Here is a 22,093-nt window from a genome sequence, read left to right as displayed (position 1 = left end):
TATGTCACGCTCTGTTTGGAAAGGTCCTTTTGTCGACAGCTATGTGTTGAAAAAGGCCGAGGCGTCCCGCGAAAGCGGTCGCAACGAAGTGATCAAAATCTGGTCGCGCCGCTCGACGATCCTGCCCCAGTTCGTGGGCCTGACGTTTGGCGTCTACAACGGCCACAAGCATATCCCTGTCAACGTGTCTGAAGACATGATCGGTCAGAAGTTTGGCGAGTACTCGCCAACTCGGACGTATTATGGTCACGCTGCAGACAAAAAAGCGAAGCGGAAGTAAGTCATGAGCAAGGATAAAAATCCCCGCCGCGTGGCTGACAACGAAGCAATGGCAAAACTGCGCATGCTCCGGACTTCGCCACAGAAACTGAACCTCGTCGCCGCGATGATCCGTGGAAAGAAAGTTGATCGTGCTTTGACCGATCTGACGTTCTCCAAAAAGCGGATCGCTCAGGACGTGAAGAAATGCCTTCAGTCCGCCATCGCCAACGCCGAGAACAACCACAATCTGGACGTGGACGAGCTGATCGTGGCGGAAGCCTATGTAGGCAAGAACCTGACCATGAAGCGCGGTCGCCCTCGGGCCCGTGGCCGTTTCGGTAAGATCATCAAGCCGTTTTCGGAAATCACGATCAAGGTACGTCAGGTAGAGGAGCAAGCCTAATGGGTAACAAAGTCAATCCGATTGGCATGCGCCTGCAGGTGAACCGCACCTGGGACAGCCGCTGGTATGCCGACACCAAGGACTACGGTGATCTTCTGCTGGAAGACCTTCGTATCCGCGATTTTATCAAGGAAGAGTGCAAGCAGGCGGGTGTTGCCCGTGTGATCATCGAACGTCCGCACCGCAAGTGCCGCGTTACGATCCACACAGCACGCCCCGGTGTTATCATCGGCAAGAAAGGTGCGGACATTGAAGGTCTGCGCCAGAAGATCGCCAAGATGACAGACAGCGAACTGCATCTCAACATCGTTGAAGTGCGCAAGCCTGAACTGGACGCGCAACTTGTCGGTGAGAGCATTGCACAGCAGCTTGAACGCCGTGTGTCTTTCCGCCGTGCGATGAAGCGCGCGGTTCAGAACGCGATGCGTATGGGTGCGCTTGGTATCCGCGTTAACGTTGCGGGCCGTCTGGGTGGTGCAGAGATCGCACGGACCGAATGGTACCGTGAAGGCCGTGTGCCGCTGCACACGCTGCGCGCCGACATCGATTACGCACACGTGGAAGCCACGACTGCCTATGGCATCATCGGGATCAAGACCTGGATCTTCAAAGGTGAGATCATGGAGCACGATCCTGCCGCGCGTGACCGTAAAGCACAAGAACTCCAGGATGGCCCTGCACCGCGCGGTGCCGGCGGTCGTCGTTAAGGGGGAATGACAGATGCTTCAACCAAAACGCACTAAGTTCCGCAAACAGTTCAAAGGCTCCATCAAGGGTCTGGCAAAGGGCGGGTCCGACCTGAACTTTGGCACCTATGGTTTGAAAGCCCTTGAGCCCGAGCGGGTCACTGCACGTCAGATCGAGGCTGCTCGCCGCGCGATGACACGTCACATGAAACGTCAGGGCCGGGTTTGGATCCGGATTTTCCCGGACGTGCCTGTCACAGCCAAACCAATCGAGGTTCGGATGGGTAAAGGTAAAGGCTCTGTCGACCGTTGGGCAGCAAAGGTCAAACCGGGTCGTGTGATGTTTGAAATCGACGGCGTCAACGATGACATCGCGCGTGAAGCGCTGCGTCTGGCAGCCATGAAGCTGCCAATCAAAACACGGGTTGTTGTCCGCGAAGACTGGTAACCCGACGCTTCAGCGTATTAATCAGGACCCCCGTCAAGATTCTTGGCGGGGGTTTCTTCTTGTGACTTCGCTGAGTTGGACACAAGCGCTTCGCGCGTTTTGGGCGTGAGGCGGCTGAGAAAATCGTCGTCTGCTTTGACCGAATTCGGCAAAGCGTAGCTGGTTCCGGCAATCTTCCACTCGTCATCAATACGCACCAGTGTGCTGAAGACGGGGAAAGCCTCCCTGATAATCGTCGTGCCGCTCACCAGTCTCGTTTCATAGACTGTTTGGATCGTATCGGGAGTCTTGAACGCCGCTTCAACGCAGCGGCGCGAGAGATCTGTTACGCCGTTCTTGAGATAAAAGGTGCGCACAGCGCCAAACACGTCGCGCAGGTCGTTTTCGTTAAGCAAAGACCGGCGGCCGACAAATGTCTGTAGTTCCTGCGGGTAGGTAAAACATCGCGCGAAAAGCTCGAAATCGCCTGTCTTTAATGCCGCGCCGGTGAGGACCAGCATCTTTTCGCAAATATCGCGGGCCGATGGTTGCGCTGTCTTCATAGTCCGACGCCCGTACTCAAGTCATTTCGGCAACGCTACGCAAATGCAGGACCGAAAGTAGGGAAAAGATCCGGTGCTGCACCCATAGGCAATATTATGCCAATGTAATAACAGGAAAATCTATCTTGACAGGAGGTTTCCCGCTTACTGCCAGCTATAGTTGAAACTTACGCTGATGCGTTCATCTTCGGACATGTTCACCGGAACTTCATGACGCAACCAGCTTTCCCACAAGAGCAGGTCGCCCGCCTTTGGTTTTTCGTAGTGAAAAGTCTTGAGACCGGTCGGCGCGGTTTTGAGCCGTGGCGGAGCCGCCATCATCATGGGCAGGCGGGGATCTTCAAATTTGATTGAGGAGGCTCCATCCGGCACGGCGACATAAGTCGTCCCGCTGATCACAGAATGCGGGTGGATATGTGAGCTGTGCGTGCCGCCATGTGGCAGGATGTTGATCCAGATGTCTTCCAGTGCCAGCTTGCGCGCGTCCAGATCGAAATGCAGTTCTTTGGCAAATGCAGCGACATGCGCGTCGAGCGTTTTGACGAGATCTGCAAAGATCGGAAATCTGTAGGGCAGATCGGTCAGCGACGCATAAGAGGTGTAGCCCGGATAGCCGTTTTCGTCGCACCAGTCCTGACCCGCTTCGTCATCCTCGGCAATCGACCAGCAAGAGGCTTCAAGCTCGGACGGGTCAACAGGCGCGCCTTCTTCATCAAGACGGGCGCGATACAAAGGGGTTACGAAAAGGGATTCTATGGTGCTCATGGCGTCTGTCTAACTCAAGCAACCGAAGGTGTTAAGGGAGCCCGCGCCCTTTGTGCAGCACCGCCAGAGGCCGAAACAGGCGTCTTTGTCCGCCTGGTGCCTGAACGGCTGAGGTGAAAGACGTGTGGTGGCTTTGCGGATACCCACCCTGTCTGCGTCTTGCGAGGACCCGACCACGATTTAGGTACCGGTCACGCAGGCGATGGCGCGGTGGCTATTTGCCGGTGCGGCGCGGCAGGTGTCTTCTGTCTCGACCGGTGCTGTGATTGTGGCCCTTTGACAGATCGTCGTGCAACGCAGAGCAGATTGGCAACAACACCAACGCTTGCGCGGCAGTCGTGACGCGTATTCACTCAGACTTCGGAGTGGGTGTTGCCAACAAGTGCGGCCGTGTTCGTATCGACACGCGCGTGAAACGGCCACCACCTGAAGGAGCATTTTCCGTCCTGTCCCCGTTTCCGGACGCCTAATAGAGAGGATTGGGTGGACCCCATTCGTTGGCGTCGTCGCTTGGCTGAATGTAGAACCAAAGCAGCACCAGCGCACCGATGAGGGGGACGAGGCCGATGAGCAACCACCAGCCCGAGCGTCCGGTATCGTGAAGACGACGGACAGCCACGGCGAGAGCCGGCAGTAACAGAGCAAGCGACACCAGAAGGCTCAGGGGTTGTCCTGCGTTTTCGGCACCCGCGTCGAACCCGAGCATCGGACCGATCAGGAAACCGTCGATAAGCTGCGTTGCCAGTTGCAGCAGCAGCACTGCAAGGCCCCACCACCAGAATTCGGCCCGCGAGGCGCGGCCTTCAAACGTTGCGTATTTGGACAGAACCGTGCGCACGGCAAGTGACATTTTTTCCATATCCGCCTCCCTTGGCTGGGCCCACGATACCCAAGATGCCTTTCCGCGCAACCTGCTTTCCTCAGGGCGATCGCGGTTCAGAACAGGTTGCCAAGAACCGGAGGGAGCGGTTTCGCCGACCTCGCAGACGGTCGGGGCTTGCGGGGCGCAACGGCTTGCCTCAAAAAAGGCGTCAGGCAGAGCAGGGGGCCGTTTCATGGCATCACGACTTTACCGGGTTTTGGTCCGGCATTGGATGAAGCGGTTTCGGCGCGCAGGTCATGCGCCGCATTTGCGTGCCGTATTTTTGGGTGACTATGTGAGCACCGAAGTCATCACCAAGGGCATCTATGAAAAGCACCAGTTGGATGTATTGACGCGTGAGGTGTTCGGACATCTGAAAGATGCGCCGGTTTGTCTTGATATCGGCGCCAATATCGGAAATCACGCGTGCTTTTTCGCGCAGCACTTTGAACGGGTGATCGCGTTTGAACCGAACCCGGTGGTGCATGCGCTGCTGGCGGTCAACACGATGGGGACATCTGTCGAGCGGCATCAGATGGGCTTGTCAGATCAGCAGGGCACGCTTTGGTTCCGACAGGACAACGTGAACCTGGGTGCCTCAGCAATCGTGGACACCGAAGAGGACGCCGATTTTTCAATTCCTGTCGACACGCTGGACAGCTTTTGTGGGAAGCATGGTATCGACCGTATCGATTTTATCAAAATTGACGTCGAAGGGCATGAGGCCAATGTGCTGCGCGGTGCGTGCGAAACGCTAAAGGCCCATGGCCCGGTGCTGGCAACCGAGGGGCTGTTTCGGAAGGACCCGGCATTGGGTGAGGTGGTGGAAAAGGCGTTGCGTGCGGCAGGGTACGCGTATTTCTACGGGCTGGTTCCCAGCCACCCGCTGGCTGCGTGGTTGGCGGCACGGGGGTGGCGGTTGAATAGTGGGCTCATGGCCGTCTTGCTGCCCGAAGATGTCAAACGAGCGCGGAAGCTGGAACCGCGCGCGCATGTTTCGGGCGAAAATCATGCTCTCTTTATTGCGACAACAACTCCCTTGCCGGTGCAGTAGGGCGATCGTATTCGGGGGCTCTGCCCCCGGCCCCGTTGGGGCCTCCCCCGGAGTTTTTCGAGCAAGGTGATATACTATGTGCGGGCCGGGTCCGGGGGCGGGAGGTGTTGACCGGTCTGGTAGGCGCGGTTGAGCAAGGCCGTGCGCCGTGCTTCGGAGCCGGTTGTGCCGTGGAGGATTTCCAACCGGCGCGGTGCGAAGCCAAAATATCCAAAGGTTCCGGCAGTCCAGACGGTCTCTAGTGCGGCGGTGTAGCCGGATGCTTCCATTTCATCCGAGCGCGCCCCGGCGCAGACGAGCAAGACAGCGCTTCGGTTGCGCTGGGCCGAGCGGTCGGGGTCGTCCAGCTGATTGTAAGCCCAGCCCCACGTCCAAACACGGTCGGTCCATCCTTTCATCATGGCGGGCATGCCCCACCAGAACAGCGGAAAGGCAAGGCAGATGGCGTCCGCGCGTTCGATGCGTGCCTGTTCGCCTTTGATGTCTGGGGCCGGGGCAGCGCCATCGTTGCTTAGTACATCTGCCATGGTCCACCTTGGATCAAAGCCTTCGGCGTGCAGGTCAGCAAGTTCGGTGGTATGTCCTGCAGCCTCGGCACCGGCCATAAAGCGCCGGGCTGCCGCTGTGGTAAATGAGGCGGGGTTGGGGTGGTCAAGAACTGTTAGTATGTGCATGCGAGTATCCGCTTTCGGGCAGGGTCGCGGCAATGTTGCCTGCTCAAGCATGGTTGAGGTCAAGCGAAATATCTGCTCTGCCTTTAAGGGCGTGCCTGATGGCGCGGAAAAAGGGTTGCCATGGGCTGAGAAGCCCCCTATACGGCCCTCTCATCATGAACTCCACGGGAATCAGGGTGACGCTTCTGGCGGCCTACTCGTGATGTTGAAAGGAAAAGGGCGATGAACGCCAAAGAATTGCATGACAAAACGCCAGACCAGCTGCGTGAAGAGCTGGCAAACCTGAAGAAAGAGCAGTTCAACCTGCGTTTCCAACAGGCCACTGGCCAGCTGGAAAACCCAGCACAACTGCGCAAGGCGCGCCGTAACGCGGCCCGCGTCAAGACTGTACTGAACCAGAAGGCAGCCGCCGCTGCCGCATCCGAGTAAGGAGAGCCCTTATGCCAAAGCGTATCCTGCAGGGCGTCGTTACATCTGATGCCAACGCACAAACAGTGACCGTGAACGTAGAGCGCCGCTTTACGCACCCGGTTCTGAAAAAGACCATTCGTAAGTCCAAGAAGTATCGGGCGCACGATGAGAACAACACCTTCAAAGTAGGTGACTCGGTCCGCATCATCGAATGCGCGCCCAAGTCGAAAACCAAACGTTGGGAAGTGCTGGAGGCCGCTGAGGCCTAAGGTACGAACCTTTATTCGAAACCCTGGGGACAAGGCCACGCATCGGCCCCCCATAGGTCGGGAGAAACCAAATGATCCAGATGCAGACAAATCTGGATGTTGCTGACAATAGCGGCGCGCGCCGTGTTCAGTGCATCAAGGTACTGGGTGGTTCCAAGCGTAAATACGCATCCGTCGGCGACATCATTGTCGTGTCGGTCAAGGAAGCCATTCCGCGTGGTCGTGTGAAAAAAGGCGATGTCCGTAAGGCCGTCGTTGTGCGCACTGCCAAAGAAGTACGTCGCGAAGATGGTACAGCGATCCGTTTTGATCGCAACGCCGCCGTTATCCTCAACAACAACAACGAGCCGATCGGTACGCGTATCTTTGGCCCGGTTGTGCGTGAGCTGCGCGCCAAGAACTTCATGAAAATCATCTCGCTCGCTCCGGAGGTGCTGTAATCATGGCTGCTAAACTGAAAAAAGGTGACAAGGTCATCGTTCTGGCAGGCAAGGACAAGGGCAAGACCGGCACGATCACTTCTGTCGATCCGAAGGCAGGCAAAGCTATTGTCGACGGTATCAACATTTCGATCCGCGCTACACGTCAGTCCCAAACAACCCAAGGCGGCCGTATCCCCAAGGCAATGCCTGTTGATCTGAGCAACATCGCCTATGTGGATGCCAACGGCAAAGCCACACGCGTTGGCTTTAAGATGGATGGCGACAAGAAAGTGCGCTTTGCCAAGACCACGGGAGACGTGATCGATGCTTGATTCCGCAACCTACACACCGCGCCTGAAAACAGCCTACCGCGAAACTATCCGCGCTGCGCTGAAAGAAGAGTTCGGCTACAAGAACGACATGCAGATCCCGCGTCTGGACAAGATCGTCCTGAACATCGGCTGCGGCGCCGAAGCTGTCCGTGACAGCAAGAAAGCGAAATCCGCTGTCGAGGATCTGACGTTGATCGCCGGCCAGAAGGCGCTGACCACCACGGCCAAGAAATCCATTGCGGGTTTCCGGGTGCGTGAGGACATGCCACTGGGTGCAAAAGTGACCCTTCGCGGCGACCGCATGTATGAATTCCTTGATCGTCTGATCACGATTGCTCTGCCCCGCGTCCGCGACTTCCGCGGCGTTTCCGGCAAATCCTTTGACGGTCGTGGCAACTATGCCATGGGCCTGAAGGAGCACCTCGTGTTCCCAGAAATCGACTTTGACAAGATCGACGAGAACTGGGGAATGGACATCATCATCGCCACAACGGCGAAAACCGACGCTGAAGCAAAGAGCCTGTTGAAAGCTTTCAACATGCCTTTCAACAGCTGATCGGGAGGAAAGAGATATGGCTAAGAAATCCATGATTGCACGCGAAAAGAAGCGTGAACGGCTGGTGGCAAAGTACGCGGCAAAGCGTGCGGAACTGAAGGCGATCATCAACGACCAGGAAAAGCCGATGGAAGAGCGTTTCCGCGCTTCGCTGAAGCTGGCGAAACTGCCGCGCAACTCCAGCGCCGTGCGTTTGCACAACCGCTGCCAGTTGACCGGTCGTCCACACGCGTACTACCGCAAACTGAAAATCTCTCGTATCGCGCTGCGCGATCTCGGCTCTCAGGGCCAGATCCCCGGCATGGTCAAGTCGAGCTGGTAAGGAGGGTATGAGATGAACGATCCTATCGCAGATATGCTCACCCGTATCCGTAACTCGCAGATGCGCGGCAAATCCACCGTCATGACACCAGCGTCCAAGCTGCGTGCATGGGTGCTGGATGTGCTGGCAGATGAAGGCTACATCCGCGGGTACGAGAAAACCACGGGCGCTGACGGCCATCCGGCTATCGAGATCAGCCTCAAGTACTACGAAGGCGAACCTGTCATTCGCGAGCTGAAGCGGGTCTCCAAGCCCGGTCGCCGCGTGTACATGGGCGTCAATGACATCCCCGTTGTCCGTCAGGGCCTTGGCGTGTCGATTGTCTCCACCCCCAAGGGTGTGATGTCGGACCAGGCTGCACGCAGCGCCAATGTTGGCGGCGAAGTGCTCTGCACCGTATTCTAAGGAGATTGTAGATGTCTCGTATTGGTAAAAAACCGGTTGAGCTGCCCTCTGGCGTGACAGCGTCCGTCTCGGGTCAGTCGATCGAAGTCAAAGGCCCCAAGGGTGTGCGGTCGTTCAATGCAACGGACGATGTGGACCTCGCGGTTGAGGACAACGTGATCACTGTGACGCCGCGCGGCAAGTCCAAGCGCGCCCGTCAGCAGTGGGGCATGTCCCGCACGCAGATTCAGAACTGCGTGACCGGCGTGACCGAAGGCTTCAAGAAAGAGCTTGAGATTCAGGGCGTTGGTTACCGTGCGCAAATGCAGGGCAACACGCTGAAGCTGAACCTTGGTCTCAGCCATGACGTGGATTACACCGCACCAGAGGGTGTGACTGTTACCGCGCCAAAGCAAACCGAAATCATTGTGGAAGGCATTGACGAACAGCTTGTTGGTCAGGTTGCCGCGAATATCCGCCAGTGGCGCAAGCCGGAGCCTTACAAAGGCAAAGGTATCCGCTACAAGGGCGAGTTCATCTTCCGCAAGGAAGGCAAGAAGAAGTAAGGAACGCACAAGATGGCAAACAGCAAAAGACAACTGTTCATCAAACGCCGCCTGCGCGTTCGGAACAAACTTCGCAAGGTCAACGCAGGTCGCGTTCGCCTTTCGGTTCACCGCTCCAACAAGAACATCAGCGTTCAGTTGATCGACGATGTAGCGGGCAAGACACTCGCGTCCGCCTCCACGCTGGAGAAAGATCTGGGCGTTGTTGGCAAAAACAACGTCGAGGCAGCCGCGAAAGTGGGTGCAGCGATTGCGGAACGCGCGAAAAAAGCCGGTGTCGAAGAAGCTTATTTCGACCGTGGCGGTTTCCTCTTTCATGGCAAGGTCAAGGCAGTTGCCGACGCCGCGCGTGAAGGTGGTTTGAAAATCTAAGACCTGCAGGGCGCCTTGACGGGCGCCCTCGATGATCCGGGGGCCCTGTGCCCACTGGGATTGAGACAACCGGGCGCTTGCCCAACATGAAAAGGAAGTTCTCATGGCAGAACGTGAAAATCGTCGCGGCCCACGCCGCGATCGTGACGAAGCACCGGAATTTGCAGACCGTCTGGTCGCAATCAACCGTGTTTCCAAGACCGTCAAAGGTGGTAAGCGCTTTGGTTTCGCAGCCCTCGTGGTTGTGGGTGACCAGAAGGGCCGCGTAGGCTTTGGCAAAGGTAAAGCCAAAGAGGTGCCTGAGGCGATCCGCAAGGCTACAGAGCAGGCCAAGCGCCAGATGATCCGCGTGCCACTGCGCGAGGGTCGCACACTGCACCACGATATGAATGGTCGTTGGGGTGCAGGCAAGGTCGTGATGCGCACCGCACCTGAAGGTACCGGGATCATCGCAGGTGGCCCGATGCGTGCTGTGTTTGAAATGCTTGGCGTCAAAGACGTTGTCTCCAAGTCCATCGGCTCGCAGAACCCGTACAACATGATCCGTGCCACTATGGACGGTCTGAGAAAAGAAGCGTCCCCACGGTCCGTCGCGCAGCGTCGCGGCAAGAAAGTGGCGGATATCCTGCCGAAGCGTGACGTTGTTGAAGAACAGACTGATGTCGCGCACAACAGCCCGTCCGAAGCGGCGGCGGCAGACGCGTAAGGAGAACGGGACATGGCAAAAACAATCGTCATCAAGCAAATCGGCTCTCCGATCCGCCGCCCTGCAAAGCAGCGTGCGACTCTGATCGGTCTGGGCCTGAACAAAATGCACAAAACCCGCGAGTTGGAGGACACACCTTCTGTGCGCGGCATGATCAACTCGATCCCTCACATGGTGGAGATCATCGAGGAAAAGGGCTGAGCCCGAGTTTTGTGATCGTTCTTAAAACGCGTCGGGTAAGTTACTCGGCGCGTTTTTTGTTAGGCGGGGCATTAGGGGCGGGTACGACGCCGCCATTTCAGGCCGCCCAAGGCTGCCAGGCCGCCGAGTACGAGCAGCGCTGATGCCGGCAAGGGGGTATTGACCACTTTGGCAGGCGGATCAGCTTGCCAGGTTCCCGCATCGTAGCTACCCGAGATACGTTCGTCGAAACCTGCGCAGCAGACGTATTTGCCGTCCTCCCAGGTTGCTTTTTCCAACTCCGCAAAGATGTCATCTCCCTGATCGGAAATGGCGAAGCTCACTGTGTCGGAGTTGTACATCGAATAGCGGAACTGCCACTCGCTCAGCGCGCCGTGGCTGTCGGTTTCGAACCTAAAGCTCCAGCCGCCCATATATCGGTGTTGTAGCAGGCTGATGCCGCCTGGGGTTTCCGGGCTGACGAACCCTGCTCTGATCGTGTCAGACGCGCCATCGCTCCAATACACATACTGCTCGTTGGCTAACAAAGCATCGGGAATGATAATCTGTAGTTTTATGTCATCGCGGCGCTCAAACCCTTGTTCTGCCAGAGTGTCCGCGCTGCCATAGCTTACGCTGTCGAGCACGCGCCATGCGTATTCGGCGTCAGTGAGGACGGTGCCGGAATAGGTTAGTGTCGTGGCCACGGCGCTCATGGGCGCAAACAGGGCGAATAGGGCAGTAACGGCGAAGCGAAGCATCGGCACCCTCCAAAAACTATAAAAACGTGAACAATAGGGGAAAAATTAACCCTTTGTTAACCTATGTCAAGAAATCGCGCGCGCGATGGTTAATCGCCTAAAGGGCGTTGGCGGGACTTGAATAATCTGTACAGGGCGTGTATCCGCGCCCGGTGGCACCAGCCATGCAAAGAATCGAAACGCCGTGTTTGCCCGCTCCCGTCGCTGGGGGGTATTTCCGGCATAAGGAGAAGCGACAATGAAACTGCATGAACTTTCCGACAACGAAGGCGCGACCAAAAAGCGCAAGCGCGTAGGCCGTGGCCCAGGCTCTGGCATGGGTAAAATGGGTGGCCGTGGTATCAAGGGTCAGAAATCCCGTTCCGGTGTGGCGATCAACGGCTATGAAGGCGGCCAGATGCCGCTGTACCAACGCCTGCCAAAGCGTGGCTTTAACAAGCCGAACCGCAAATCCTATGCTGTCGTGAACCTCGGCCTGATCCAGAAATTCGTGGATGCCAAGAAAATCGACGCCAAGAACACAATCACCGAAGACGTGCTCGTCGAGAGCGGTCTGGTGCGTCGCAAACTTGATGGCGTACGTGTGCTTGCCAAGGGTGACGTATCCGCCAAGCTGAACATTGAAGTAACCGGCGCGTCCAAATCCGCGGTGGCTGCTGTCGAGAAAGCGGGCGGTAGCCTGACTGTTGCGGCACCTGTCGCGGAAACGTCAGACGCGTAAGCCCAAGATCGGTCTTGTGAGCGGCGTCAACGCCGCTTACATAGTCGATTGAGTTTTCCATAACGCCGCCCCGCCGGAAAACGGCCCGGGCGGCGTAATTGTTACGAAAGAGAGCCCTCAATGGTTTCTGCTGTCGAGAACATGGCCGCCAACACCAGTTGGTCCGCACTGGGTAAGGCCACTGATCTACGCAATCGCATCCTTTTCACGCTTGGCTTGCTGATCGTATATCGTCTGGGTACGTTTATTCCGGTTCCCGGGATCGATGGATTGGCGCTGCGCGAGTTTATGGAGCAGGCAGGTCAGGGTATCGGCGGCATGGTGTCGATGTTTACTGGCGGTGCTCTTGGGCGGATGGGCATCTTTGCCCTCGGAATTATGCCCTACATTTCGGCATCGATCATCGTTCAGCTTTTGACAGCGATGGTGCCCAAGCTGGAGCAGCTGAAAAAAGAAGGGGAACAGGGCCGCAAAAAGATCAACCAATATACGCGTTTTGGTACGGTCGCTTTGGCGACGCTGCAGGCCTACGGGCTTGCGGTCAGCCTTGAAGCCGGCGACATCGTTACGGATCCTGGATTTTTCTTTCGGGCGTCCTGCGTAATTACCCTTGTTGGCGGCACCATGTTCCTGATGTGGCTTGGTGAACAGATCACCGCACGCGGAATTGGTAACGGTATCTCGCTGATTATCTTCGTGGGTATTATTGCCGAAGTTCCTGCCGCTCTGGCACAGTTCTTTGCCTCCGGCCGGTCGGGTGCGATCAGCCCTGCGGTGATTATCGGTGTGATCGTTATGGTCATTACCACGATCATGTTTGTGGTGTTCATGGAGCGCGCCTTGCGCAAAATCCACATCCAGTACCCGCGTCGTCAGGTGGGTATGAAGGTTTATGACGGCGGGTCGAGCCACCTGCCGGTCAAAGTCAACCCAGCGGGTGTTATCCCGGCGATCTTTGCCTCGTCGCTGCTGTTGTTGCCGGTTACGATCAGCACCTTCTCTGGCAACTCGACAAACCCGATCATGTCATGGCTTCTGGCCAACTTCGGGCCGGGTCAGCCGCTTTATCTTGGTTTCTTTACGCTGATGATCGTGTTCTTCACCTACTTCTATACGTTCAATGTCAGCTTCAAGCCGGATGACGTTGCCGACAACCTGAAGAACCAGAACGGCTTTATTCCCGGCATCCGTCCCGGCAAGAAGACTTCCGAGTACCTCGAATATGTGGTCAACCGCATTCTGGTTCTCGGTTCTGGCTATCTCGCCCTGGTGTGTTTGCTGCCAGAAATCCTGCGCGGGCAGTTTGCCATTCCGTTCTACTTCGGCGGCACGTCTGTGTTGATCGTGGTCTCGGTGACGATGGATACGATCCAGCAGGTTCAAAGCCATTTGCTGGCGCATCAATATGAAGGCCTTCTTGAAAAGTCGCAGCTCCGCGGCAAGAGTGGCAAGGCCCGCAAGAAACGGAGCCCGGTACGGCGATGAATATTATACTATTGGGGCCTCCGGGCGCCGGCAAAGGAACCCAAGCGCGCACGCTTGTCGAAGAGCGCGGAATGGTTCAGCTGAGCACAGGCGATATGCTGCGCGAGGCCAAGGACAGCGGTACCGAGATGGGCAAGGTTGTGGCCGATGTTATGGCGCGTGGTGCTCTGGTCACGGACGAGATCGTCATCGGGTTGATCCGTGAAAAACTGGAGACAGTCAAAGCAAACGGTTTCATTTTTGACGGGTTTCCCCGGACGCTGGCGCAGGCAGATGCACTGGGCGAGTTGTTGGAAGCCGAAGGTCAGAGCCTCGACAAGGTGATTGAAATGCGTGTTGACGATAGTGCGCTTGTCGCGCGCATCGTGGCGCGCTCTACCTGTGCGATGTGCGGTGAGGTCTATAACGACAACACCAAGCCCATCCCGGCGGACGGCAAGTGCACCAATTGCGGTGGCACCGAGTTCAAGCGCCGGGCAGATGACAATGAGGAAAGCCTCAAGACGCGCCTGATGGAGTACTACAAGCAGACGTCACCGCTGATCGGGTATTATTACGCAAAGGGTATGCTTAGCCGGGTTGACGGTCTGGGCACCATGGAAGGCGTCGGCGCTGAGATTAAGGCTGTTCTCGACGCGTGAGTTTGGGCTCGGTCGCGCCGTCACACGGCGATTGCGACCGGAATGCGATGCTGCGGCGCAAACGAATGCCTTTACGGGATTATCTGAAACGGGTTTTTCGCGTTGTACTGAGGTTCGCCGCAGTTGCTGCGTGAGACTGGTGCTGCGGGTGCCTGTGACGGTGCCAGTTCCAGCGTCATTGCGGGCAGGAGCCGGGCGGGCGAGGGGGCGGCCCGGGTATTCCAAGCTGTGGCAATGCGGTGTTTCTGACCTGCTGGCATGGCGGCCATTTCGAGCATGAGTTTCATGATCAGCGTTTCGCGGACATCTGCAAAGCCGCGCGCGACCACGTGGAACGCGCCGGGGCCGCCGATCACACAATCGGCGTAAAACCGTGCGACATCGTTATGCTGAAAGTCTTCGAAGACGGGCACTGTGCGGCGCACTTCGATCGGAAGGCCGTTGAGTGTCAGCCCCATTGCGAGTAGGCGGTTACGCACATCGCGCACGGCGGTGCCATCATTGACCACGCCGTCGCCGGAGATGTCGATTACGTAGTCACGTGCGGGTACGGGGAGCGAGGCCATGACCGTTTCAGCCGCGATGAGTGCATCGCCGACTGCGGTGGGTTGTGCGTACATCGGGTCGAGGTCACGATCCGGAATAGAGAGGATGTCTTCGGCAAAGGCCCTTAGTTCAGCCGCCGAGCTGAGAACCCGCATCGGGAGATGCACGCGCTGAAAGCGGTGTCCGCTCCATTCCATGTATGCGATGGCAACGCGGCCCGCACCGCCGCCCAGAGCCATGTTGGCCACGCGCGGATCAGACAGCGCTTGTGCGTAGGCCCGGCGCTGGAACAGCCGTTCGCCACGTTCAATAGAAGAGGAGACGTCAACGGCCAGAACCAGCGCGACATCGACACGTAGCGGATCGCTGACGTCATAGTGAATGCCCGAATAGCGTGGCGCGGGCGGTTCACCTGCAAAGCCGGGCAGCGTTTGAGTGATGAGACAGAGGGCGGCAAACGAAATGGTGACCGAGCGCATCAGCACGATCAGGGTTGGGGGCAGGCACATTGGCATCTCCTTTCAAGGCGACCTCCTCCCACGGTTTTGATCTCTGAGCTTAGGCAGGGTCTGGTTCATTTCCTCATAACGTCTCTGGGTTGCGCGCCAATACGCCGCAGTGCAGCATTGCGCAGAGCAGCCAATTCGCCTAAAAATTGAGCGTGTACGCGGGTGGCTTTCATGGATGGGTTGACGTCGCCTCGAAATGCCCATAACCAGCGTCATCTCGATAGAGAATCAATTGTCGGATGGGTCGCACCCGGATGGCAAGATCACCTGATCAGCTGACGCCCGTCGCCGTAAAACGCTTCGGGCTTACGTTGTGAAAAAAGGGTCTGGCGTTACGGACCCGCAACGAAAAGGAATTGTACACGTGGCACGTATCGCCGGCGTAAATATCCCGACTGCAAAGCGGGTTCCAATCGCCCTCACATATATCACCGGTATCGGCAATACCTCGGCAAAAGCAATCTGCGAAGCGGTTGGCATTGATCCGACCCGCCGGGTCAACGAACTATCTGACTCCGAAGTTCTGGCTGTGCGCGAGCACATTGATGCGAACTACACCGTCGAAGGCGACCTGCGCCGTGAAGTGCAGATGAACGTCAAGCGGTTGATGGACCTTGGTTGCTACCGCGGTCTGCGCCACCGTCGTAACCTGCCGGTCCGCGGTCAGCGCACGCACACAAACGCACGTACACGCAAGGGCCCTGCAAAGGCCATTGCCGGTAAGAAGAAATAAGGAGGTCTGACCAATGGCTCGTGAAAAGACGCGTACAAAACGTAAGGCCTCCAAGAATATCGCAGCGGGCGTTGCCCACGTGAATTCTTCGTTCAACAACACCAAGATCCTGATCTCTGATGTGCAAGGCAACGCGATCTCCTGGTCGTCTGCCGGTACCATGGGGTTCAAAGGCTCGCGGAAATCCACTCCTTACGCGGCACAGATGGCTGCAGAGGATGCGGGCCGCAAGGCGCAGGAACACGGTGTAAAAACACTGGAAGTCGAAGTGCAGGGCCCAGGTTCGGGTCGTGAAAGTGCTCTGCGTGCCCTCGCGGCTGCAGGCTTCAACATCACGTCGATTCGCGACGTGACACCGATGGCGCACAACGGTTGCCGCCCGCCAAAGCGCCGCCGCGTTTAATCGAATAAAATCTTTCGGGGCTGTGCTGTCTTGCACGGCCCCCATCCGCTTTTTGAAACCTCGAGCGTCTTTGCTTTTAGGACATGGAGCTTAGACAAGAATGGAGGGACGCATGATCCACAAGAATTGGGCCGAATTGATCAAGCCCCAGCAACTGGACGTCAAACCCGGCAATGACCCCGCGCGTCAGGCGACGGTCACGGCTGAACCGCTTGAGCGCGGCTTTGGTCTGACAATGGGTAACGCGCTGCGCCGTGTGCTTATGAGCTCACTGCAAGGTGCGGCGATCACATCTGTGCAGATCGACAACGTGTTGCACGAGTTTTCGTCTGTCGCAGGTGTGCGCGAAGATGTTACTGACATCATCCTCAACCTCAAAGGCGTCAGCCTGCGCATGGAAGTCGAAGGGCCAAAGCGCCTGTCGATTTCGGCCAAGGGTCCGGGTGTTGTCACAGCCGGTGACATTTCTGAATCCGCGGGTATCGAAATCCTGAACCGCGATCATGTGGTGTGCCACCTCGACGACGGTGCGGACGTCTACATGGAGCTTACGGTTAATCAGGGCAAAGGGTACGTCTCTGCGGAGAAGAACAAGCCGGAAGATGCGCCGATCGGCCTTATTCCGATCGATGCGATCTATTCGCCAGTGAAAAAGGTGAGCTACGATGTTCAGCCGACCCGTGAAGGCCAGGTGCTGGATTATGACAAGCTGACCATGAAGGTGGAAACTGACGGTTCCATCACGCCGGATGATGCGGTGGCATTCGCAGCGCGCATCCTGCAGGATCAGTTGGGCATCTTTGTGAACTTTGACGAGCCTGAGTCGGCATCCCGCGCGGATGAGGACGATGGGCTGGAATTCAACCCGCTGCTGTTGAAGAAGGTAGACGAGTTGGAGCTTTCTGTACGTTCCGCGAACTGCCTGAAGAACGACAACATCGTGTACATCGGCGATCTGATCCAGAAAACCGAGGCAGAAATGCTGCGCACGCCGAACTTTGGCCGCAAGTCGTTGAACGAGATCAAGGAAGTGCTTTCCGGCATGGGTCTGCACCTCGGCATGGATGTCGAAGACTGGCCACCGGACAACATCGAAGATCTGGCAAAGAAATTCGAAGACGCTTTCTAAGGTCGGCGTCTTTGTCGGGCGGCGCTCGCCGCCCAAAATGCCCGCAGTTGCGGGGACGAAATGGGCCAGCGCGCCCCAAGGAGAGCCGGGTGACACGCATCACCCGGACAGACAAAGCAAAACCGCCCGTAGAGGGCACTAAAGGAGATAAATTATGCGTCACGCACGTGGATACCGCCGCCTGAACCGCACACATGAGCACCGCAAGGCACTCTGGGCGAACATGGCCGGCTCGCTCATTGAACATGAGCAAATCAAGACAACCCTGCCAAAGGCGAAAGAACTGCGCCCGATCATCGAAAAGATGATCACACTGGCAAAGCGCGGAGATTTGCACGCTCGCCGTCAGGCGGCGGCAAAGCTGAAGCAGGACCAGTATGTCAACAAACTGTTTGATGTTCTGGGCCCTCGCTATAAAGACCGCCAAGGCGGGTACGTACGCGTTTTGAAGGCGGGCTTCCGCTATGGCGATATGGCACCAATGGCGATCATCGAATTTGTTGATCGTGATCGTGACGCCAAGGGCGCTGGAGACAAGGCGCGCCTTGCCGCTGAGGAAGCTGCCGAAGAATAAACATCCGCATTCGGATGGCGGGCCCCTGTCTCTGTTTGAGGCAGGGGCCTTTTTTTATGCCTCCGGCGGGGATATTTTGAAGTCAATGAAACTGGCGCTTCCTTCCGATCCACAGGCGCAGGTCAGGTTTCAAGATGGGAAAGAAATGAGCGATTTATTTGCAGAGCAAGCCGCGCCAGTGCCCGAGGCTCATCGTCCTCTTGCAGACAGATTGCGGCCAACGCATCTGGCGGATGTGATCGGGCAGCAAGGAGTTCTGGGTCCGCAAGCGCCATTGAGCGTGATGTTGAAATCCGGCGCGCTGTCTTCGCTTGTCTTCTGGGGGCCGCCGGGTGTGGGCAAGACGACCATCGCACGGCTGCTGGCGCATGAAACAGATCTGCATTTTGTTCAGATCAGCGCGATTTTTTCGGGTGTCCCGGAACTGCGCAAGACTTTTGATGCGGCCAAGATCAGGCGTCAGAACGGGCAGGGAACCCTGCTGTTCGTGGACGAGATACACCGTTTCAACAAGGCGCAGCAGGACGGGTTTTTGCCGCATATGGAGGATGGCACCATCCTGCTTGTAGGTGCTACGACGGAAAATCCCTCTTTCGAGCTGAATGCCGCCGTGCTCAGCCGGGCGCAGGTTCTGGTACTGACGCGGTTGGACGCTGATGAACTGGAGCTCCTTGCGCAGCGTGCCGAGGCGGAACTGGGTTTGTCTCTGCCTTTGGACACCGGGGGGCGCGCGGCCTTGTTGGAGATGGCTGATGGCGACGGGCGTGCCTTGCTTAATCTGATAGAACAGATTGCCGCATGGCAGCTTGATGCACCGCTGGATGCGGCTGGCCTGGGCGCGCGATTGATGAAACGCGCGGCCCAATACGACAAATCGGGGGATGCGCATTACAACCTGATTTCTGCACTGCACAAATCGGTGCGCGGCTCTGATCCGGATGCTGCACTCTACTGGTTTGCGCGGATGCTCGAAGGTGGAGAAGACCCACGCTATCTGGCGCGGCGACTGACCCGGATGGCCGTAGAAGATATCGGTCTGGCTGATCCGCAGGCGCAGGCGGTGTGCTTGCAGAGTTGGCAAACGTTTGAGCGACTGGGGAGCCCGGAAGGAGAGTTGGCGCTGGCGCAAGCTGTCGTCTATTTGGCATTGGCTCCCAAATCAAACGCGGGCTACGCGGCCTACAAGGGCGCGCGGCGTGCCGCCAAAAAAACCGGATCGTCGCCGCCACCGAAGCATATTCTGAACGCGCCTACTGCGATGATGAAAGATCAGGGTTATGGCGATGGATATGCCTATGACCATGATGCCGAAGACGGCTTTTCCGGTCAGAATTATTTTCCAGAGGATATGACGCGACCCGAACTCTACCAGCCTGTGGAACGGGGTTTTGAGCGCGATTTGCGCAAACGGCTGGACTATTTCGCGCGGCTGCGGGCCAAGCGCGAATCTTGACAATTCCGGCGCCGTGCGAAAAGGACCGAACATGATAAAGACGTTGATCATTGTAGCCTCCGGGGGGGCCTTGGGCGCCGGCCTGCGCTTTTTGTGGGGGGTTGGACTCTACCGGTTTTTCGGTGCGCCTGTTTCGTTCCCAGTGGCGATCTTGTCTGCCAATGTCTTGGGGTCGTTTTTAATGGGTGTTTTTGTGGTTCTGGCCGCACAGCGAGGGCTGACGCATTACAACCCGTTTGTGATGACAGGTTTGCTGGGCGGTTTTACGACGTTTTCTGCGTTTTCGCTTGAGACTGTGACCCTGATGGAGCGTGGTGCCGTAGGGCAGGCCGCGCTTTATGTTTGCCTGTCAGTGGGATTATCGATCGCGGGGCTGATGGCCGGCCTTTGGCTAATGCGCGGGGTTCTGGCATGAGCCGAGTTCAGACAGTGACTGTCAAAGTTGACGATGCGGACCAGCGGCTTGACCGATGGTTTCGACAGCATTTTCCGCACATCCCTCAGGGCCGGATTGAGAAAATGTGCAGAAAAGGCGAAATCCGCGTAGATGGCGGTCGGGTCAAGGGATCGACGCGGGTTGAGGCCGGACAAGAGGTAAGGATACCGCCGCTTCCCGATGCCGCAGCGCCGGCGCCGCGGACGGCGGTGCGTGTATCGTCAGCGGACGCTAAAATGATCCGTGATTGTGTAATCTACAAAGATGACCACGTGATCGCGATTAACAAACCTGCAGGCCTACCGACGCAGGGTGGTTCTGGTCAGACACGCCACGTTGACGGGTTGGCCGAAGCACTGCGTTTTGATGCGGAGGACAAGCCTCGGCTGGTACACAGGCTGGATAAGGACACCTCTGGGGTTTTGTTGTTGGCGCGCACCCGGCAGGCAGCCAAGGCGCTGACCGCGTCGATGCGGCACAAGGAAACCCGCAAGATTTATTGGGCGCTTGTGGCCGGTGTGCCCACTCCCTACCTCGGTGAAATCCGCTTTGGTCTGGTCAAGGCGGCAGGACGCGGGCGCGGTGGCGAGGGCGAAAAGATGATTGCCGTGCACCCGAGAGACATGAACGATACGGTAGGGGCCAAACGCGCGCATACGCTCTATGCTACGCTCTACCGCGTTGGCGCACGCGCCGCATGGGTTGCCATGGAGCCGATTACCGGACGCACGCACCAGTTGCGCGCGCATATGGCAGAGATTGGCCATCCGATTATCGGTGATGGCAAATACGGGGGCTCGGGGCAGGAAAACCTCGGTGATGGTTGGGGCGCTCAGCTTGGCGGCATTATCTCGAAAAAGCTGCATCTGCATGCGCGGATGATGCGTTTCGAACACCCAGAGACGCGTAAAGAGATCACTGTGACAGCGGACATGCCAGAGCATATGGCGCAAAGCTGGGAGACCTTCGGGTGGACCGAAGACCTTGCCGCTGAAGACCCGTTCGAGGCCCTTTGATGAGCGACAGGCTGCGGCTGGTTATTTTTGATGTCGATGGCACTTTGGTCGATAGCCAAGGTGATATTCTCGCGGCGATGACCTCGGCTTTTGCGGCGGAAAGTCTGGCGCCACCGTCGCGTGACGCAATATTGGGAATTGTGGGTTTGTCATTGGATGTGGCCATCGCGCGTCTGGCACCGCAGGCAGATAGTGCTGTGCTCAAAAGGTTGGTCGAAGGCTACAAGGACGCCTATGTGGCCATGCGTGCCCGGACCGGTGCTGCCCAGTCCAGCCCGCTTTACCCCGGTGCGTTGGAAACGCTGCACGCACTGCAAGCCGTACCGGATATTCTGATCGGCGTGGCAACAGGCAAATCGAAACGGGGTCTGGACAAGCTGATAGAGGCACACGCGCTAGAGCCGTTTTTTGTCACCCGGCAAGTGGCTGATTTCCATCCGTCAAAGCCGCATCCGTCCATGATTTTGGAAGCGATGCGCGAAGCGGGCACAGAGCCTGCCGACACGGTTATGGTCGGGGACACCTCGTTCGACATGGAGATGGCAAAGGCTGCGGGCGTACACGGGATCGGCGTGAATTGGGGATACCATCCGGTCAACGCGTTGTACGCAGCAGGTCAGATCATCGACAGCTTCGCCGCCCTCCTGCCGTTGTTGTCGACACATTGGAGTATCGAAACATGAGCGAATGGCAGGCTAAACGGTTCTGGAAAGAGGTGTGTGTTGATGAGCAAGAGGATGGCTTTGGCATTCTTCTTGATGCGCGCCCGGTCAAAACGCCGGCAAAGCGGGCGCTGCGGGTGCCAACGCAGGCCTTTGCTGATGCCATCGCGCAAGAGTGGGATCAACAGCAAGAGCGTATCAATCCTCTGAGCATGCCATTCACACGCAGCGCCAATGCCGCGCTCGACAAGGTTGCGGTACAGCATGCAGAGGTTGCAGACATGCTTGCAGCCTATGGGGACAGCGATCTTTTGTGTTACCGGGCGACCCACCCGGAGGCTCTGGTATCGCGGCAGCGGGACCAATGGGACCCTTTGTTGGCATGGGCGGAAGAGACCTACGGAGCGCGGCTGGAGCCGCGCAACGGTGTGATGCATGTGCCGCAAGACCAAAGCGCTCTGGCGCGTCTATCGCAGGAAGTGCACGCGCTCAACAACTTCCAGATGGCGGGGTTTCACGACCTCGTCAGCCTGTCCGGTTCACTGATTCTCGCACTTTGCGCGGCCAGAAATGCAAAGCAGACAGAGGCCTTGTGGGAAATTTCGCGTTTGGATGAAATCTGGCAGGCTGAAGAGTGGGGCAAGGATGAAGAGGCCGAAGCCGCCGCAAAAGTGAAGCGTGCCGCATTTATTCATGCAAAGCAGGTATTTGATCTGTCTACGGTTTTAAAATAGGCGCCTGCACAGATTTTGATCGATTCATCCGGTTTGGCGAGGATGAAACAGTATTGATCCTCTTGACCTTGGAGC

34 protein-coding genes are annotated in these 22,093 nt (G+C 57.4%); 28 read left to right on the top strand and 6 right to left on the bottom strand.

The window, feature by feature from the left end; translation table 11 throughout:
• Nucleotide 1 precedes the first annotated feature (1 nt).
• Genes rpsS through rplP form a run of 4 tightly spaced genes read left to right on the top strand, consistent with a single transcriptional unit; the run spans nucleotide 2 to nucleotide 1,798 of the window.
• Nucleotides 2-280, top strand: a complete 279-nt coding sequence (gene rpsS / locus AC2D8V_RS19885) for a 30S ribosomal protein S19 (protein ID WP_067296663.1) — start codon at nucleotides 2-4, stop codon at nucleotides 278-280.
• 3 nt (nucleotides 281-283) lie between these two features.
• Nucleotides 284-664 (top strand): 50S ribosomal protein L22, encoded by a 381-nt coding sequence (gene rplV, locus AC2D8V_RS19880; RefSeq protein ID WP_484735344.1) that lies wholly within the window; start codon nucleotides 284-286, stop codon nucleotides 662-664.
• Nucleotides 664-1,371 (top strand): 30S ribosomal protein S3, encoded by a 708-nt coding sequence (rpsC, locus tag AC2D8V_RS19875; RefSeq protein ID WP_484735343.1) that lies wholly within the window; start codon nucleotides 664-666, stop codon nucleotides 1,369-1,371. Before rplV ends, rpsC begins: the two co-directional genes overlap by 1 nt.
• Before the next feature lie 13 nt (nucleotides 1,372-1,384).
• Nucleotides 1,385-1,798, top strand: a complete 414-nt coding sequence (rplP, locus tag AC2D8V_RS19870; protein WP_299146850.1) for a 50S ribosomal protein L16 — start codon at nucleotides 1,385-1,387, stop codon at nucleotides 1,796-1,798.
• Between the two features lie 17 nt (nucleotides 1,799-1,815).
• Here rplP and AC2D8V_RS19865 read toward each other — a convergent pair whose 3' ends face one another.
• From AC2D8V_RS19865 to AC2D8V_RS19855, 3 genes are all read right to left on the bottom strand, one after another.
• Nucleotides 1,816-2,340: a hypothetical protein gene (locus tag AC2D8V_RS19865; protein ID WP_484735342.1), complete on the bottom strand. Its 525-nt coding sequence runs from the start codon at nucleotides 2,338-2,340 to the stop codon at nucleotides 1,816-1,818.
• 144 nt (nucleotides 2,341-2,484) lie between these two features.
• On the bottom strand, nucleotides 2,485-3,105 hold the full coding sequence (locus tag AC2D8V_RS19860; protein WP_484735341.1) for a TIGR02466 family protein: 621 nt from the start codon (nucleotides 3,103-3,105) through the stop codon (nucleotides 2,485-2,487).
• Nucleotides 3,106-3,571: 466 nt separating this feature from the next.
• Nucleotides 3,572-3,964: a DUF805 domain-containing protein gene (locus AC2D8V_RS19855; protein WP_484735340.1), complete on the bottom strand. Its 393-nt coding sequence runs from the start codon at nucleotides 3,962-3,964 to the stop codon at nucleotides 3,572-3,574.
• Between the two features lie 196 nt (nucleotides 3,965-4,160).
• Between AC2D8V_RS19855 and AC2D8V_RS19850 the strand changes: the two genes are divergently transcribed.
• Nucleotides 4,161-5,021 (top strand): FkbM family methyltransferase, encoded by an 861-nt coding sequence (locus tag AC2D8V_RS19850; protein ID WP_484735339.1) that lies wholly within the window; start codon nucleotides 4,161-4,163, stop codon nucleotides 5,019-5,021.
• 74 nt (nucleotides 5,022-5,095) lie between these two features.
• Here AC2D8V_RS19850 and AC2D8V_RS19845 read toward each other — a convergent pair whose 3' ends face one another.
• Nucleotides 5,096-5,695 (bottom strand): NAD(P)H-dependent oxidoreductase, encoded by a 600-nt coding sequence (locus AC2D8V_RS19845; RefSeq protein WP_484735338.1) that lies wholly within the window; start codon nucleotides 5,693-5,695, stop codon nucleotides 5,096-5,098.
• 222 nt (nucleotides 5,696-5,917) lie between these two features.
• Between AC2D8V_RS19845 and rpmC the strand changes: the two genes are divergently transcribed.
• From rpmC to rpmD, 11 genes are all read left to right on the top strand, one after another.
• Nucleotides 5,918-6,124: a 50S ribosomal protein L29 gene (gene rpmC, locus AC2D8V_RS19840; protein WP_484735337.1), complete on the top strand. Its 207-nt coding sequence runs from the start codon at nucleotides 5,918-5,920 to the stop codon at nucleotides 6,122-6,124.
• An 11-nt stretch (nucleotides 6,125-6,135) separates the two neighbouring features.
• On the top strand, nucleotides 6,136-6,375 hold the full coding sequence (gene rpsQ / locus AC2D8V_RS19835; protein ID WP_484735336.1) for a 30S ribosomal protein S17: 240 nt from the start codon (nucleotides 6,136-6,138) through the stop codon (nucleotides 6,373-6,375).
• A 71-nt stretch (nucleotides 6,376-6,446) separates the two neighbouring features.
• Complete coding sequence (rplN, locus tag AC2D8V_RS19830; RefSeq protein ID WP_011567679.1) at nucleotides 6,447-6,815, top strand: 50S ribosomal protein L14; 369 nt, start codon at nucleotides 6,447-6,449, stop codon at nucleotides 6,813-6,815.
• 2 nt (nucleotides 6,816-6,817) lie between these two features.
• Nucleotides 6,818-7,129, top strand: coding sequence for a 50S ribosomal protein L24 (rplX, locus tag AC2D8V_RS19825; protein WP_484735335.1), 312 nt, complete (start codon nucleotides 6,818-6,820; stop codon nucleotides 7,127-7,129).
• Complete coding sequence (gene rplE / locus AC2D8V_RS19820) at nucleotides 7,122-7,685, top strand: 50S ribosomal protein L5 (RefSeq protein WP_484735334.1); 564 nt, start codon at nucleotides 7,122-7,124, stop codon at nucleotides 7,683-7,685. The genes rplX and rplE overlap by 8 nt, the downstream gene beginning before the upstream one ends.
• A gap of 16 nt (nucleotides 7,686-7,701) precedes the next feature.
• Nucleotides 7,702-8,007 (top strand): 30S ribosomal protein S14, encoded by a 306-nt coding sequence (rpsN, locus tag AC2D8V_RS19815; RefSeq protein ID WP_159974573.1) that lies wholly within the window; start codon nucleotides 7,702-7,704, stop codon nucleotides 8,005-8,007.
• A gap of 12 nt (nucleotides 8,008-8,019) precedes the next feature.
• A complete protein-coding gene (rpsH, locus tag AC2D8V_RS19810) occupies nucleotides 8,020-8,412 on the top strand; it encodes a 30S ribosomal protein S8 (RefSeq protein ID WP_300033878.1) in 393 nt (130 codons plus the stop codon).
• 11 nt (nucleotides 8,413-8,423) lie between these two features.
• On the top strand, nucleotides 8,424-8,957 hold the full coding sequence (gene rplF / locus AC2D8V_RS19805) for a 50S ribosomal protein L6 (protein ID WP_484735333.1): 534 nt from the start codon (nucleotides 8,424-8,426) through the stop codon (nucleotides 8,955-8,957).
• A gap of 12 nt (nucleotides 8,958-8,969) precedes the next feature.
• Nucleotides 8,970-9,329 carry a 50S ribosomal protein L18 gene (gene rplR / locus AC2D8V_RS19800; protein WP_484735332.1) on the top strand — a complete coding sequence of 120 codons (360 nt, stop codon included), beginning with the start codon at nucleotides 8,970-8,972 and terminating at the stop codon, nucleotides 9,327-9,329.
• Nucleotides 9,330-9,432: 103 nt separating this feature from the next.
• Nucleotides 9,433-10,035: a 30S ribosomal protein S5 gene (rpsE, locus tag AC2D8V_RS19795; protein WP_484735331.1), complete on the top strand. Its 603-nt coding sequence runs from the start codon at nucleotides 9,433-9,435 to the stop codon at nucleotides 10,033-10,035.
• A gap of 12 nt (nucleotides 10,036-10,047) precedes the next feature.
• Nucleotides 10,048-10,236, top strand: coding sequence for a 50S ribosomal protein L30 (rpmD, locus tag AC2D8V_RS19790; RefSeq protein ID WP_298844911.1), 189 nt, complete (start codon nucleotides 10,048-10,050; stop codon nucleotides 10,234-10,236).
• Between the two features lie 71 nt (nucleotides 10,237-10,307).
• On the opposite strand, the gene AC2D8V_RS19785 is transcribed toward rpmD, so the two are convergent.
• Entirely contained in the window at nucleotides 10,308-10,976 is a 669-nt protein-coding gene (locus tag AC2D8V_RS19785; protein WP_484735330.1) for a hypothetical protein, read from the bottom strand.
• A 238-nt stretch (nucleotides 10,977-11,214) separates the two neighbouring features.
• On the opposite strand from AC2D8V_RS19785, the gene rplO reads away from it, so the two are divergent.
• The 3 genes from rplO (at nucleotide 11,215) to AC2D8V_RS19770 (ending at nucleotide 13,823) form a co-directional block, all read left to right on the top strand.
• Nucleotides 11,215-11,697: a 50S ribosomal protein L15 gene (gene rplO / locus AC2D8V_RS19780; RefSeq protein WP_484735329.1), complete on the top strand. Its 483-nt coding sequence runs from the start codon at nucleotides 11,215-11,217 to the stop codon at nucleotides 11,695-11,697.
• 120 nt (nucleotides 11,698-11,817) lie between these two features.
• On the top strand, nucleotides 11,818-13,182 hold the full coding sequence (secY, locus tag AC2D8V_RS19775) for a preprotein translocase subunit SecY (RefSeq protein ID WP_484735328.1): 1,365 nt from the start codon (nucleotides 11,818-11,820) through the stop codon (nucleotides 13,180-13,182).
• On the top strand, nucleotides 13,179-13,823 hold the full coding sequence (locus AC2D8V_RS19770; protein WP_484735327.1) for an adenylate kinase: 645 nt from the start codon (nucleotides 13,179-13,181) through the stop codon (nucleotides 13,821-13,823). Before secY ends, AC2D8V_RS19770 begins: the two co-directional genes overlap by 4 nt.
• A gap of 71 nt (nucleotides 13,824-13,894) precedes the next feature.
• Here the strand turns inward: AC2D8V_RS19770 and AC2D8V_RS19765 are convergent, their stop codons facing one another.
• Nucleotides 13,895-14,878 (bottom strand): DUF1194 domain-containing protein, encoded by a 984-nt coding sequence (locus AC2D8V_RS19765; RefSeq protein ID WP_484735326.1) that lies wholly within the window; start codon nucleotides 14,876-14,878, stop codon nucleotides 13,895-13,897.
• Between the two features lie 364 nt (nucleotides 14,879-15,242).
• Between AC2D8V_RS19765 and rpsM the strand changes: the two genes are divergently transcribed.
• From rpsM to AC2D8V_RS19720, 9 genes are all read left to right on the top strand, one after another.
• Nucleotides 15,243-15,611, top strand: a complete 369-nt coding sequence (rpsM, locus tag AC2D8V_RS19760; protein ID WP_484735325.1) for a 30S ribosomal protein S13 — start codon at nucleotides 15,243-15,245, stop codon at nucleotides 15,609-15,611.
• Nucleotides 15,612-15,624: 13 nt separating this feature from the next.
• The gene (gene rpsK / locus AC2D8V_RS19755; protein ID WP_484735324.1) at nucleotides 15,625-16,014 is read left to right on the top strand and encodes a 30S ribosomal protein S11; all 390 of its coding nucleotides are present in this window, start codon (nucleotides 15,625-15,627) and stop codon (nucleotides 16,012-16,014) included.
• Between the two features lie 112 nt (nucleotides 16,015-16,126).
• Nucleotides 16,127-17,143, top strand: coding sequence for a DNA-directed RNA polymerase subunit alpha (locus AC2D8V_RS19750; RefSeq protein ID WP_484735323.1), 1,017 nt, complete (start codon nucleotides 16,127-16,129; stop codon nucleotides 17,141-17,143).
• Nucleotides 17,144-17,297: 154 nt separating this feature from the next.
• Nucleotides 17,298-17,717 (top strand): 50S ribosomal protein L17, encoded by a 420-nt coding sequence (gene rplQ, locus AC2D8V_RS19745; RefSeq protein WP_484735322.1) that lies wholly within the window; start codon nucleotides 17,298-17,300, stop codon nucleotides 17,715-17,717.
• 145 nt (nucleotides 17,718-17,862) lie between these two features.
• A complete protein-coding gene (locus tag AC2D8V_RS19740; RefSeq protein ID WP_484735321.1) occupies nucleotides 17,863-19,170 on the top strand; it encodes a replication-associated recombination protein A in 1,308 nt (435 codons plus the stop codon).
• 31 nt (nucleotides 19,171-19,201) lie between these two features.
• Nucleotides 19,202-19,585, top strand: a complete 384-nt coding sequence (crcB, locus tag AC2D8V_RS19735) for a fluoride efflux transporter CrcB (protein WP_484735320.1) — start codon at nucleotides 19,202-19,204, stop codon at nucleotides 19,583-19,585.
• Entirely contained in the window at nucleotides 19,582-20,622 is a 1,041-nt protein-coding gene (locus AC2D8V_RS19730) for an RluA family pseudouridine synthase (RefSeq protein WP_484735319.1), read from the top strand. Before crcB ends, AC2D8V_RS19730 begins: the two co-directional genes overlap by 4 nt.
• Complete coding sequence (locus AC2D8V_RS19725) at nucleotides 20,622-21,305, top strand: HAD-IA family hydrolase (protein ID WP_484735318.1); 684 nt, start codon at nucleotides 20,622-20,624, stop codon at nucleotides 21,303-21,305. The genes AC2D8V_RS19730 and AC2D8V_RS19725 overlap by 1 nt, the downstream gene beginning before the upstream one ends.
• Nucleotides 21,302-22,018, top strand: coding sequence for an ATP12 family chaperone protein (locus AC2D8V_RS19720; RefSeq protein WP_484735317.1), 717 nt, complete (start codon nucleotides 21,302-21,304; stop codon nucleotides 22,016-22,018). Before AC2D8V_RS19725 ends, AC2D8V_RS19720 begins: the two co-directional genes overlap by 4 nt.
• Nucleotides 22,019-22,093 lie beyond the last annotated feature (75 nt).

The organism is Roseobacter sp. YIN89 (genome assembly GCF_057219365.1).
Note: the sequence above shows the minus strand (reverse complement) of the source record. Positions and strands in the feature narration are given on the sequence as shown.

Coding starts and splice junctions, on each gene's coding strand:
- rpsS (WP_067296663.1), top strand. CDS start 2: ATGTCACGCTCTGTTTGGAAAGGTCCTTTTGTCGACAGCTATGTGTTG.
- rplV (WP_484735344.1), top strand. CDS start 284: ATGAGCAAGGATAAAAATCCCCGCCGCGTGGCTGACAACGAAGCAATG.
- rpsC (WP_484735343.1), top strand. CDS start 664: ATGGGTAACAAAGTCAATCCGATTGGCATGCGCCTGCAGGTGAACCGC.
- rplP (WP_299146850.1), top strand. CDS start 1,385: ATGCTTCAACCAAAACGCACTAAGTTCCGCAAACAGTTCAAAGGCTCC.
- AC2D8V_RS19865 (WP_484735342.1), bottom strand. CDS start 2,340: ATGAAGACAGCGCAACCATCGGCCCGCGATATTTGCGAAAAGATGCTG.
- AC2D8V_RS19860 (WP_484735341.1), bottom strand. CDS start 3,105: ATGAGCACCATAGAATCCCTTTTCGTAACCCCTTTGTATCGCGCCCGT.
- AC2D8V_RS19855 (WP_484735340.1), bottom strand. CDS start 3,964: ATGGAAAAAATGTCACTTGCCGTGCGCACGGTTCTGTCCAAATACGCA.
- AC2D8V_RS19850 (WP_484735339.1), top strand. CDS start 4,161: ATGGCATCACGACTTTACCGGGTTTTGGTCCGGCATTGGATGAAGCGG.
- AC2D8V_RS19845 (WP_484735338.1), bottom strand. CDS start 5,695: ATGCACATACTAACAGTTCTTGACCACCCCAACCCCGCCTCATTTACC.
- rpmC (WP_484735337.1), top strand. CDS start 5,918: ATGAACGCCAAAGAATTGCATGACAAAACGCCAGACCAGCTGCGTGAA.
- rpsQ (WP_484735336.1), top strand. CDS start 6,136: ATGCCAAAGCGTATCCTGCAGGGCGTCGTTACATCTGATGCCAACGCA.
- rplN (WP_011567679.1), top strand. CDS start 6,447: ATGATCCAGATGCAGACAAATCTGGATGTTGCTGACAATAGCGGCGCG.
- rplX (WP_484735335.1), top strand. CDS start 6,818: ATGGCTGCTAAACTGAAAAAAGGTGACAAGGTCATCGTTCTGGCAGGC.
- rplE (WP_484735334.1), top strand. CDS start 7,122: ATGCTTGATTCCGCAACCTACACACCGCGCCTGAAAACAGCCTACCGC.
- rpsN (WP_159974573.1), top strand. CDS start 7,702: ATGGCTAAGAAATCCATGATTGCACGCGAAAAGAAGCGTGAACGGCTG.
- rpsH (WP_300033878.1), top strand. CDS start 8,020: ATGAACGATCCTATCGCAGATATGCTCACCCGTATCCGTAACTCGCAG.
- rplF (WP_484735333.1), top strand. CDS start 8,424: ATGTCTCGTATTGGTAAAAAACCGGTTGAGCTGCCCTCTGGCGTGACA.
- rplR (WP_484735332.1), top strand. CDS start 8,970: ATGGCAAACAGCAAAAGACAACTGTTCATCAAACGCCGCCTGCGCGTT.
- rpsE (WP_484735331.1), top strand. CDS start 9,433: ATGGCAGAACGTGAAAATCGTCGCGGCCCACGCCGCGATCGTGACGAA.
- rpmD (WP_298844911.1), top strand. CDS start 10,048: ATGGCAAAAACAATCGTCATCAAGCAAATCGGCTCTCCGATCCGCCGC.
- AC2D8V_RS19785 (WP_484735330.1), bottom strand. CDS start 10,976: ATGCTTCGCTTCGCCGTTACTGCCCTATTCGCCCTGTTTGCGCCCATG.
- rplO (WP_484735329.1), top strand. CDS start 11,215: ATGAAACTGCATGAACTTTCCGACAACGAAGGCGCGACCAAAAAGCGC.
- secY (WP_484735328.1), top strand. CDS start 11,818: ATGGTTTCTGCTGTCGAGAACATGGCCGCCAACACCAGTTGGTCCGCA.
- AC2D8V_RS19770 (WP_484735327.1), top strand. CDS start 13,179: ATGAATATTATACTATTGGGGCCTCCGGGCGCCGGCAAAGGAACCCAA.
- AC2D8V_RS19765 (WP_484735326.1), bottom strand. CDS start 14,878: ATGTGCCTGCCCCCAACCCTGATCGTGCTGATGCGCTCGGTCACCATT.
- rpsK (WP_484735324.1), top strand. CDS start 15,625: ATGGCTCGTGAAAAGACGCGTACAAAACGTAAGGCCTCCAAGAATATC.
- AC2D8V_RS19750 (WP_484735323.1), top strand. CDS start 16,127: ATGATCCACAAGAATTGGGCCGAATTGATCAAGCCCCAGCAACTGGAC.
- rplQ (WP_484735322.1), top strand. CDS start 17,298: ATGCGTCACGCACGTGGATACCGCCGCCTGAACCGCACACATGAGCAC.
- AC2D8V_RS19740 (WP_484735321.1), top strand. CDS start 17,863: ATGAGCGATTTATTTGCAGAGCAAGCCGCGCCAGTGCCCGAGGCTCAT.
- crcB (WP_484735320.1), top strand. CDS start 19,202: ATGATAAAGACGTTGATCATTGTAGCCTCCGGGGGGGCCTTGGGCGCC.
- AC2D8V_RS19730 (WP_484735319.1), top strand. CDS start 19,582: ATGAGCCGAGTTCAGACAGTGACTGTCAAAGTTGACGATGCGGACCAG.
- AC2D8V_RS19725 (WP_484735318.1), top strand. CDS start 20,622: ATGAGCGACAGGCTGCGGCTGGTTATTTTTGATGTCGATGGCACTTTG.
- AC2D8V_RS19720 (WP_484735317.1), top strand. CDS start 21,302: ATGAGCGAATGGCAGGCTAAACGGTTCTGGAAAGAGGTGTGTGTTGAT.